The sequence below is a fragment of the Streptomyces sp. ADMS genome, from assembly GCF_033441795.1.
In the GTDB taxonomy this organism is placed as follows: Bacteria; Actinomycetota; Actinomycetes; order Streptomycetales; family Streptomycetaceae; genus Streptomyces.
The window spans coordinates 137377-147848 of sequence record NZ_JAVFVX010000001.1; the positions used below are offsets into that span (position 1 = coordinate 137377).

A 10472-nucleotide genomic window follows, 5' to 3' on the forward strand; every position below is an offset into this window, starting at 1 on the left:
CTCACCGAACCCCATCTCCGCCGCCCGCGTCCGCGCGCTCATGGCAACCGGTTCATACCGGAATCAACGGAGCTTCCCGCCGACACCGACGGACTGACATGTACGACTGAGCGGCCTGTGCACGGTCCTCCGAATGGTCGATCAATCTCGCCCAAGTCTCCGGGGGCAGCTGAACCTCGACAGGTAAAGCGGCATCATGTCTCCCCTTTCGTAACGGCCGGGCACGATAACCGGCACGGCGACAGTCGGTGGACGCCACAACCAACGGCCATGCCACCCGCGCTGGGTGGTGCCCACTTCCGGGCGACAGCGGTGACCATCGGCGCGGCCGTAGCACCGCACGCTTGACGACGCCCAGCAGCCGGGTGGAACCGCGTTCCCGAGCCCTCCTCGATTCCCCCAACAGCTCCACGGAATACTCGGATGATCTCCATGCTGGACGAGGATCGAGTATCCGATACTGAGGACCATGTGGAGCCTTTGGTTCACGGAGATGCAATCTTCATGGACCGGCTCTCCTACCTGGGGTTTCGTTCCCGCCTGCCCCGAAGATCACGTCCTGGTCGTCCGGCGGGGAGACATGTCGAAGCCCTCAACCCCCCACATTGGAGCGGTGATCGATGATCAAGAAAACCTCACGGATGAAGTCGTCGGCTCTTACGGTGGCCGGCGCCCTCCTGCTGGTCGGCCTGTCTGCCGGCACCTCGCAAGCCGCGCAGATCACCTACGAATTCAAGGACAGCACAGCGAGGTACGTGCATGGCCTGCTCATCAAGACGTCCGGTGGGTCCAACTTCTGCTTCACTGTCGGCGCCGGCCGCAGCGCGAGTCTAGGGGGGCTTCCCAGCGGAACTCAGCTCTGGATAGCGGAGTACGTCGGGCAAACGTGCACCGGCAACACACTCAAGAGCGGCAATGTACCGCAGGCCAACGCCGAGCGTGTCGTAATCGATCTGGCGAAGTTCTAACCGGGCGCTGCGGGTCTTTGAGCACCTGCCGGTGTCTCTCGGGACGGAACTTCGCGGGGAGTTGGCGGCGCGGGCAGCTTCGTAGCGTCGACCGTGCGACCGCCGACTTCCAGTAGGCCCGCGAGGACCCTCGGTGCGCGGCTGAGCGAGCTGCGCACCGAGGCCAGACTGGGCGGACTGAACGGCAGGGAGTCCGCCGAGCGACTCGGCCGGCACCGCTGTGTGGGTGGCTCTCAACAGCCACGCGGTGGACGAAGTCCTGGATGATGCGGAGCTGTTGACGTCCGAGTTGGCGCCAACGCCGGGCCGTCCCGGGGCCGTGGAAGGGCGCTGGGCGGTACGACGGCGATGTGGGTGGGAGACCGCCTCGACGGGCTGTGGTGCGACGAGGACTTCACCGACTGGTACCCGCGCGACGGACGCCCGGCATCTCGCCCGCCCGATTGGTCACCGTGTGCGTGCTGCAGTTCCTGCTCGGTCTGTCGGACCGGCAGGCGGCCGAGGCGGTGCGCTGCCGCATCGATTTCAAGTACGCCCTGGCCATGGAGCAACGTAAGCGCGGCGGCGGCCCCCGGCACGAAGAGGGCGCGTCTGGCCAGGGCGTTTCCCGCGCCGCTTCCGTGGTCGTCTTCGCACATGCTGCCGCTCCCAGGGTGTCGGGGTGTGACGTGGGTGACGCAGTGGTGGCGCGTACCACTCTCGTGGTCAGTCGCGTATCAGGAGTGAACTCCCGTACAAGGGAGGGGAATCGCCATCCTTCGAGCGCGCGGCGCGTTCGGCGCGTTCAGCGCGCGCGGCTGGTTCAGCCACTGCTGCCGGGAAGGTGAAGTGATGTTCGGCAAATGCCGACCGGTCGGTATGGACAGACGAGGCACCGGCCGGTACAGATATGGGCATGCGCCTAGCTGTCACGATCTTCCTCACCGACGAGACGATCACCCCGACCCGGCTCGCCCGTGAGCTGGAGCAGCGGGGGTTCGCCGGGCTGTATCTGCCCGAGCACACGCACATCCCGGTCGAGCGGACCACCCCGTACCCGGCGGGCGGCGACCTGCCGCCCGAGTACGGCCGCACCCTCGACCCCTTCGTCGCGCTCGGCCAGGCCGCCGCCGTCACCGAGCGGCTCGCCCTCGGCACGGGCATCACGCTCGTCGCCCAGCACGACCCGATCGACCTCGCCAAGCAGATCGCGACCCTGGACCACCTCTCCGGCGGACGCCTCACCCTCGGTCTCGGCTACGGCTGGAACGTCGAGGAGGCCGCCGACCACGGTGTGGAATGGCGTACGCGGCGCGAGCTGACCCGGGACCGGATGGCGCTGATGCGCGCCCTGTGGGCGGACGAACCGACCGCGTACGAGGGCGAGTTCGGGAGCGTACGGGCGAGCAGTGCGTACCCCAAGCCGGTGCAGAAGCCGCGCGGGCCGGTCGTCGGACCGCGCACCCTGATCGGCGGTTCGGCGGGGCCGAAACTGTTCGCCCACATCAGCGAGTACGCCGACGGCTGGCTGCCGATCGGCGGGCGGGGCCTGTCCGAGTCGCTGCCCGTGCTGCGGTCGGTGTGGGCAGACGCGGGCCGCGATCCGGCCGCCCTCCAGGTCGTCCCGTACGCGGTTCAGCCCACCCCGGGCAAGCTCGCCCACTACGCCGACCTCGGCATCGAGGAGGCCGTGGTGCAGCTGCCGCCGGGTGGCGAGGCGGAGGTGCTGGGTCTGCTGGACGGGTACGCGCCGTATCTGTAGCCGGCTGAGCGGCTCAGCCACGCAGCCTCTGGGTGGCTGAGCCACTGACTCACCGGCGGCTGAGTCACTGGGCTGCTGGGTGGCTGAGCAGCTGGGCTGCCGAGGGGCGGGGTTGCTGTGGTGCCCGCGCCCACGCGCGCCGGGCGGCTTCGCAGCTGGGCTGCTGAGGTGCCGACCCACTGGGTTGTCCAGGTGTCCAGTGTCCAGGTACGTGCCCAGGTGCCGGGCCGCCGGGCTGCCGGGCTGCCGGGCCGCTGGGCCGCTGGGCCGCTGGGCTGCGACCGGGCCGGTCGCCAGTGCCGCTCTGTAACGTTCGGCTCCCCGAACGGACAGGGCCGTCCCTGCAAGACCTGATCAAACCGATCGTATGCTCGAAGAATGACGACTCCCGCGACCTCCGGAACCGGCCCCACCGAGCGCCCCGGCGCCACCGGCCCGACCGAGAACTCCATGCGTCGCGCCCTCAAACGGGCCCGGGACGGCGTCGCCCTCGACGTCGGCGAGGCGGCGGTGCTGCTCCAGGCCCGCGGCGAAGCCCTCGACGACCTCACCGCGTCCGCGGCCCGCGTACGGGACGTCGGCCTGGAGGCGGCGGGCCGCGCGGGCGTCATCACGTACTCGAAGAGCGTCTTCATCCCCCTGACCCGCCTCTGCCGGGACAAGTGCCACTACTGCACCTTCGTCACCGTGCCCGGCAAGCTCCGCCGGGCCGGCCACGGCATGTTCATGTCCCCCGACGAGGTCCTCGACATCGCCCGGCGCGGCGCCGCGCTCGGCTGCAAGGAAGCGCTGATCACCCTCGGCGACAAGCCCGAGGACCGCTGGCCGGAGGCGCGCGAGTGGCTCGACGCGCACGGCTACGACGACACGATCGCGTACGTCCGCGCCATCTCGATCCGCATCCTGGAGGAGACGGGCCTGCTGCCCCACCTCAACCCGGGCGTGATGTCCTGGACGGACTTCCAGCGCCTGAAGCCCGTCGCCCCCTCGATGGGCATGATGCTGGAGACGACGGCGACCCGCCTCTGGTCGGAGCCGGGCGGCCCGCACCACGGCTCGCCGGACAAGGAACCCGCCGTACGGCTAAGGGTGTTGGAGGACGCGGGCCGCTCGTCCGTCCCCTTCACCTCGGGCCTCCTGATCGGGATCGGCGAGACGTACGAGGAACGGGCGGAGTCGCTCTTCGCGCTCCGTCGCGTCTCCCGCGCCTACCACTCCATCCAGGAGTTGATCATCCAGAACTTCCGCGCCAAGCCGGACACCGCGATGCGCGGAATGCCGGACGCGGAACTGGACGAACTGGTCGCGACGGTGGCGGTGGCGAGGCACATCATGGGCCCGTCGGCCTGCCTGCAGGCCCCTCCCAACCTCGTCGACTCCGAGTACGAGCGGCTGATCGGCGCCGGCATCGACGACTGGGGAGGTGTCTCCCCGCTCACCATCGACCACGTCAACCCGGAACGCCCCTGGCCCCAGATCGACGAACTGGCCGCGAAATCAGCGGCAGTCGGCTTCGAACTGCGCGAACGCCTCTGTGTCTACCCGGAGTTCGTACGGCGCGGCGAGCCCTGGCTCGACCCGCGCCTGCTGCCCCACGTAAGGGCCCTGGCCGACCCGGAGACGGGCCTCGCGCGCGAGGACGCGGTCGTCGAGGGCCACCCGTGGCAGGAACCGGAGGAGGTGTTCCTCGCCTCCGGCCGCACAGACCTGCACACCACGATCGACACCGACGGCCGTACGTCCGACCGGCGCGACGACTTCGACGAGGTGTACGGCGACTGGGGCGCCCTGCGAGAGGCGGCGGCGCCAGGGATGGTCCCGGAGCGCATCGACACGGACGTACGGCAGGCGCTGCGCACGGCGGCCGACGACCCGACGCGGCTCACCGACTCCGAAGCCCTCGCCCTCTTCCACGCGGACGGTCCGGCGCTGGACGCGCTGTGCCAAGTGGCCGACGACGTACGGAAGTCGGCGGTCGGGGACGACGTCACCTACATCGTCACCCGGAACATCAACTTCACCAACGTCTGCTACACCGGCTGCCGTTTCTGCGCCTTCGCCCAGCGCCGCACGGACGCCGACGCCTACACCCTGTCCCTGGACCAGGTGGCCGACCGCGCCCAACAGGCCTGGGATGTCGGGGCGGTTGAAGTCTGCATGCAAGGTGGCATCCACCCCGACCTGCCCGGCACCGCCTACTTCGACATCGCGCGCGCGGTGAAGGAGAGGGTGCCCGGCATGCACGTACACGCCTTCTCGCCCATGGAGGTGGTGAACGGCGCGACCCGCACCGGGATGTCGATCCGCGAATGGCTGACGGCCGCGAAGGAAGCCGGCCTCGACACGATCCCCGGCACGGCGGCGGAGATCCTCGACGACGAGGTCCGCTGGGTCCTCACCAAGGGCAAGCTGCCCACGGCCACCTGGATCGAGGTGGTCACGACCGCCCACGAGCTCGGCATCCGCTCCTCGTCCACGATGATGTACGGCCACGTCGACCAGCCCCGCCACTGGCTCGGCCACTTCCGCACCCTGGCACGCATCCAGCAACAGACGGGCGGCTTCACGGAGTTCGTCACCCTCCCGTTCATCCACACCAACGCGCCGGTGTACCTGGCGGGCATCGCACGCCCCGGCCCGACGATGCGCGACAACCGGGCGGTCATCGCCATGGCCCGCCTTCTCCTGCACACCCATATCCCCAACATCCAGACCAGCTGGGTGAAGCTGGGGACGGAGGGCGCGGCGGAGATGCTGAGGTCGGGCGCGAACGACCTGGGCGGCACGCTGATGGAGGAGACGATCTCGCGGATGGCGGGGTCGTCGTACGGCTCCTACAAGTCGGTCAAGGACCTGATCGCGGTCGCGGAGGCGGCGGGACGTCCGGCGAAGCCCCGGACCACCCTTTACGGGGAGGTCACGGAGGAGCGGCAGCAGGCTGCGGCCTTGTCCGACGGGCATCTGCCGGAGTTGCTGCCTGTGCTGGAGTGAGAACCGGACGAGGAACAGCGGGCCCGGACGCACTGTGCGGTGATCCGGTACCTGGCACCTCTACCGGAGGGGCCGGAAGCCGAGAAGTCACGGTGCCCGTGTCTGCCCGCCGGTCCGCTGTTCCACCGGCGCGGGCCTTCGGCGGTGAGGACTACACGGGCTGTGGCGCGAAGGGCCGCAGCTCGTCCGCGCCGGCATGGACGATGCCGTAGCTGCTCGGGGGGACCTCGTTCCAGGCACCCGGCAGATCACCCAGCGGCTCGGACACGACGAGGCGGGTCACATCGGATACACGCTGCAGGAACGCCATGTCGGGGTGCAGTTCCCGCAGCGTGTCCACTCGGCTGCTGTAGAACAGCGACCGAGGGGGGCCCTGACTGGCGTAGCGGAACGCCCACAGACGGTCGCCGTCGGTCACCGCGAGCGTCATCTGGAGGGGGAACTCCACCCCGTTCTCGTGGCCCAGTCGTTCCACCAGGCCCGCCATACGTGCCACTGCGCCCGGCGGGTCCTGGTCCAGGCCGAAGGTGAGCGCCAGGAAGAACATCACCTCCGAGTCCGTCGATCCTTCCACGCTGGAGAACAGCGCCGGGTCGATGGCCAGGCACAGATCCCGCCGGAGCCGGTGAAAGTCGGTGATCGCACCGTTGTGCATCCACATCCAGCGGCCGTGGCGAAACGGGTGGCAGTTGGTCTGCTGGACCGCCGTACCGGTCGAGGCCCGGATATGGGCGAAGAACAGCGGCGAGCGGACATGGTCCGCGATCTCCCGCAGATTGCGGTTGTTCCACGCAGGTCCGGTGTCCCGGACGATCGCCGGAGTGTCGATGTCCTGTGTGTACCAGCCGATGCCGAACCCGTCACCGTTGGTCGTCTCGACCCCCAGCCGGGAGTGCAGACTCTGGTCGATCAGCGAGTGCTCGGGTCGGTACAGGACGTCATCGAGCAGCATCGGCGTTCCCGAATAGGCGAGCCACCGGCACATGGACAACAACCCCTTCCGTCATCAGTGAAGGATCTTTTCCCTGGCCCGCCGGAACTCCTCGTCGGAGGTGTCGCCGCCGGCCTTGGTCTCCGAGAGCTTCTCGAGTTCCTCCACCTCGCTTCCGCCGCCCGCGCCGGCAGCGGTTTCGCGGACGTAGCTGTCGAACACACTTTCCCGTGCCGTTGCCCGGGGGCAACGAGGTGGACGAGGACACCGGCGAAGGGAAGGACGATCGGACAGCCGGCCACTGCTTTCTCCTGTTCGGTCCTCGGGCTCGCCTGCCAGGGCCGGCCCCAAGGCCTCCCCGGCGTTGCGGGCGGCTCCGGCGGCGCCGATGCTGAGAGGCTCACCGCTTCTTCGTGTGTGCTGTCCGTACGTCTTCAGCGGACCCCTTCACCGCATCAGGGGGCATCGCCCGTGGCGGGTGATTCTGGGCCCGGCGCCAAGTCCGGCAATCGGGCAGGGCCAGCCGTCGGCGGCTTCACCGGTCCTTACGGTGATGATCCGCGCCACCCGCTGAACAGCGCGCCCGCGCCGGGGGGCAGAGGAACGCGACGACACTCGACGTCACCAACCTGAAAAATCCCCGCCTGTGCGGGGAGCAGGAGGCCCCGGCGTCGATATGGCTGGACGCCGCGGGACCATGCCCGCGGGTGCGGGGAGCAGGTCGAACCCGTCGTGTCCCTACCGCTTGGGGATGGTCCCGGAGGCGATGCTGCTATCCGATGGGCAACTGCCGGAACTGCTGCAGGCGCCGGAGTTGCCGGTGCCGGGCAGCTCCCCGGCACCGGCAGAGAGGCAGGCTCCCGAAGGCCCTCTCAGTGCACGCCAGTTGGGCCCGGCTCCAGCCTCAGTACCCCACCCGGAACGTGGCGTCCTGCCGCTCCGTAGCCGTGGAGATCGGGTCGATCCGCAGCACGTAGTTGTAGTGGCGGATGTACCGTGTCGGGTTGTTGTACGACCGGAACGACGCCCACGAACTGTCCGCCAGTCCCGCCGTGCGATAGAACGTCGCGTCCCCCGCGAACGTCGACGTGCCGTCGTTGACGTCGAGTTGGAGGGCGTAGTTGTAGTGCCGGAGGTAACGGGTCGGGTAGTTGACCGACTGGAAGGAGACCCCGGTACTGTCCGCCAGGCCCGGGACCAGCTTCCACTCCGAGTCGGTGTACAGGTCGAAGGGGTACTCGTCGACACGGGCCACCCAGTTGGCGTGGCGGACGTAACGCGCCGGGTAGTTGTACGACTTGAGGCGGTTCCACGTCGGGGCGCCCCACTTGGTCAGCAGGTTGTTGTACTCGGTTGTCGTGATCGTCTCGACGCCGCAGTGCTTGGAGTTGACAGGCTGGGTGTACGTCTTCTGGTCGAGCGCGGTCCAGGTGCCGGAGGCCAGGTCGGAGGTCTGCCAGGCGTAGAAGACGCCGTTCGGCGTGTACGTGTCGCCCCAGAGGTACCAGGTGTCCGACGTCAGCGACTTGAACACCGTCGGGGCTTCCGTACCGCCGTGCGCCACGCCCGCGCTGTACTCGGTGAAGCTGCCCGGGTCGAGGGACGTGGAGCGTGCGGACACCAGCGTCTGGTTCTTCTTGTAGAACAGGTAGTTGTAGCCGTTGACCCCGACCGCCATGTCCCCGTCGATCACGTCGTACCCGGGGTCGAAGAAGACCTGTGGCGCCGAGGCCGTGACGAAGTCGCTGGTGTAGTTCACCATGATCACGTTGTGGCCGCTGGAGTCGACCGACGAGTAGATCACCGCGTACTGGCCCCGGCCCGCGTCCCAGAACGCCTCGGGTGCCCAGCTGTGCGTGGTCATGTCGTGGAGTTTCAGGCGGCGGTAGCCGGTGAAGGTACGCAGGTCGGCCGAGTCCCAGACGTGGATGTACTGGCTGTTGTACGACCAGTCCGTGCCCTTGAGATCGGTGGCGATGACGACGAACGTGCCGTCCTGCTTGCGCATGAGGAACGGGTCGCGCAGGCCGAGGGCGCCCTCGGTGGGGGTGACCAGGGGGTTGTTCTGGTTCAGCGGCGTCCAGTTGAGCGAGTCGGTACTGACGGCCAGGTGGAGGCCGTAGTCGGTACCCAGTCCGAGGCTCGTCGACTCGGTGAAGTAGCACATCACGTACGCCGAGTCGGCCGCGTGGGCGGTACCGGCGCCGAGGGTCATCACGCCGGACATGGCGAGGGGAGTGGTGGCGGCCATGCCGAGGAAGAGACGGCGGGACGGCTGGGGTCTTGCGCTCATCGTGATCTCCAAGCGGGTGCGGTCTGGGAGTGGAGTGAGCGGCTGCGCACCGCCATGTCGGGGAGTGAGGGGGGACGTGAATACGCAGCCAGGCAAGCGGAGTTCGCCGAAATTTCGAACCAGGTTCGGAAAGTCGATCAGAAGGTAGAGCGCCCCACCGTGCTCGTCAATCACTCTGCCGAGGCTGTGGGGATTCTTTGCGGCCCGTGCCTGCGGATGAACTGACATCCGCACCGCTCGCTCGACGCCCGCCTGCGGCCCCCGACCGTCCAGGGACGCACTGCACATCGGAGTACGATGATCCGACCCCCGGCGGAGTACCCGGCGGCGGGTTCCGTAGCTGAGGAGATGCGTGACCGTGGCTGCCCGACGGCTTCCCTCATCGGTCTGGGTCACCGGTCTGACCTTGGGCGCGGTCGCCGCGGTCACCGTACTGGCCGTGCAGGCCGAACAGGGTCCGCAGCCCCGCGCCACCGCCGCCGCCAAGCCCAGTGCGTCCGCCTCGGCGCAGCCCTCCGCCGAGCCCAGCCAGGCTGCCGCGCCGGCCGTGCCGGACGCGTCGGGGACCGGTCGGCGGGTCGTCTACTCGCTCGGGCAGAAGCGGGTCTGGCTCGTGGACGCCGGCGAGCAGACCCGGCGTACGTTCGTGGTGTGGCCTGGCTCGGTGAGCCCGGAGCCGGGGACGTACTCGGTGGGGCAGCGGGACGAGGCCCGTACCGGCTCCGACGGCGTCGAGATCGAGCACGTCATGTTCTTCGCCACCAGCTCCGGGCTCTCGATCGCCTTCTCCAACGCCGTCGACGGCGCCTCACCGCAGCCCGCGTCCGGCGTCCGGACAGGCGGCATCCGCATGTCCAAGGCGGACGGCACCGTCCTGTGGGCCTTCGGGGACGCGGGGACCACGGTGACGGTCGTCAAGTAGGCGGCGCCGCTCCCTACGACTCGTCGTCGGCGGTCCGGGACGTACCCGCCGGCAGGTGGATCACCAGCAGCACCAGCCCGCTCAGCGTGAACACCCGCGTCGCCGCGTCCAGCCCGTTCCAGTCGTCCGACTGCCACATCGCGAACCACTCACCGCCGATCGCGATGAAACCGGCGCCGAACAGCAGCATCAGCATCAGCAGGCCGTACGTCGAGACGCGCCGCGCCCGTTCGAGGTCGCGGCGCACCCACAGCCAGGTACCGGCGATGAGGACGAGCGCCGCGATCGTCTCCCAGGCGATGATCGCCACGTACGCCGTGTCCTGGAGGCCCTTGGACGTGACGGCCCTCCACATCAGGTCGTCGTCCTTGAACGTGGTGTCCATCGCGAGGACATGGCGCACGAACTGCTGGTTCGAGTCGAAGTCGGTGATGTTGCCGAGCGCCACGAGGGCTATGTAGAGGGCGACCGTCGCCGTCAGCAGGGTCGAGGCGAGGGCGAGCGCCGGATGGGTGGGGGTGGTGCGGGTGGTGTGGGGGGTACCTGTTGAGGTCATGGGGCAACTCTATGTATCGGCCCTGCGCATCGGCCCTGCGCATCGGCCCTGCGCATCGGCCCTGCGCATC

Annotated in this window: 8 protein-coding genes and 1 pseudogene; 5 read left to right on the top strand and 4 right to left on the bottom strand. The window is 68.9% G+C overall.

What is annotated here, in order from left to right; all coding sequences use genetic code 11:
* Positions 1-620 precede the first annotated feature (620 nt).
* From RB628_RS00660 to RB628_RS00675, 4 genes and pseudogenes are all read left to right on the top strand, one after another.
* Positions 621-968: a hypothetical protein gene (locus tag RB628_RS00660; protein ID WP_318318224.1), complete on the top strand. Its 348-nt coding sequence runs from the start codon at positions 621-623 to the stop codon at positions 966-968.
* Positions 969-1304: 336 nt separating this feature from the next.
* Positions 1305-1516 (top strand): annotated as a pseudogene (locus tag RB628_RS42485) (transposase); the annotation flags it as partial.
* A 347-nt stretch (positions 1517-1863) separates the two neighbouring features.
* On the top strand, positions 1864-2709 hold the full coding sequence (locus tag RB628_RS00670; RefSeq protein WP_318318225.1) for an LLM class F420-dependent oxidoreductase: 846 nt from the start codon (positions 1864-1866) through the stop codon (positions 2707-2709).
* A gap of 378 nt (positions 2710-3087) precedes the next feature.
* Positions 3088-5700 carry a bifunctional FO biosynthesis protein CofGH gene (locus RB628_RS00675; protein ID WP_318318226.1) on the top strand — a complete coding sequence of 871 codons (2613 nt, stop codon included), beginning with the start codon at positions 3088-3090 and terminating at the stop codon, positions 5698-5700.
* A gap of 151 nt (positions 5701-5851) precedes the next feature.
* Here the strand turns inward: RB628_RS00675 and RB628_RS00680 are convergent, their stop codons facing one another.
* The 3 genes from RB628_RS00680 to RB628_RS00690 all read right to left on the bottom strand — a co-directional run bounded on the left by RB628_RS00680 (position 5852) and on the right by RB628_RS00690 (position 8924).
* Positions 5852-6685: a class II glutamine amidotransferase gene (locus tag RB628_RS00680; RefSeq protein WP_318318227.1), complete on the bottom strand. Its 834-nt coding sequence runs from the start codon at positions 6683-6685 to the stop codon at positions 5852-5854.
* A gap of 21 nt (positions 6686-6706) precedes the next feature.
* A complete protein-coding gene (locus RB628_RS00685) occupies positions 6707-6853 on the bottom strand; it encodes a hypothetical protein (RefSeq protein WP_318318228.1) in 147 nt (48 codons plus the stop codon).
* 682 nt (positions 6854-7535) lie between these two features.
* Positions 7536-8924: a glycoside hydrolase family 43 protein gene (locus RB628_RS00690; RefSeq protein WP_318318229.1), complete on the bottom strand. Its 1389-nt coding sequence runs from the start codon at positions 8922-8924 to the stop codon at positions 7536-7538.
* Between the two features lie 352 nt (positions 8925-9276).
* Between RB628_RS00690 and RB628_RS00695 the strand changes: the two genes are divergently transcribed.
* The gene (locus RB628_RS00695; protein ID WP_318318230.1) at positions 9277-9846 is read left to right on the top strand and encodes a hypothetical protein; all 570 of its coding nucleotides are present in this window, start codon (positions 9277-9279) and stop codon (positions 9844-9846) included.
* 13 nt (positions 9847-9859) lie between these two features.
* Here RB628_RS00695 and RB628_RS00700 read toward each other — a convergent pair whose 3' ends face one another.
* Positions 9860-10402, bottom strand: coding sequence for a DUF2165 domain-containing protein (locus RB628_RS00700; RefSeq protein ID WP_318318231.1), 543 nt, complete (start codon positions 10400-10402; stop codon positions 9860-9862).
* Positions 10403-10472: the final 70 nt, after the last annotated feature.

What these genes read in the sequence shown, in the direction of transcription:
- RB628_RS00670 (WP_318318225.1), top strand. Translation starts at nt 1,864, where the DNA reads ATGCGCCTAGCTGTCACGATCTTCCTCACCGACGAGACGATCACCCCG.
- RB628_RS00660 (WP_318318224.1), top strand. Translation starts at nt 621, where the DNA reads ATGATCAAGAAAACCTCACGGATGAAGTCGTCGGCTCTTACGGTGGCC.
- RB628_RS00700 (WP_318318231.1), bottom strand. Translation starts at nt 10,402, where the DNA reads ATGACCTCAACAGGTACCCCCCACACCACCCGCACCACCCCCACCCAT.
- RB628_RS00690 (WP_318318229.1), bottom strand. Translation starts at nt 8,924, where the DNA reads ATGAGCGCAAGACCCCAGCCGTCCCGCCGTCTCTTCCTCGGCATGGCC.
- RB628_RS00680 (WP_318318227.1), bottom strand. Translation starts at nt 6,685, where the DNA reads ATGTGCCGGTGGCTCGCCTATTCGGGAACGCCGATGCTGCTCGATGAC.
- RB628_RS00675 (WP_318318226.1), top strand. Translation starts at nt 3,088, where the DNA reads ATGACGACTCCCGCGACCTCCGGAACCGGCCCCACCGAGCGCCCCGGC.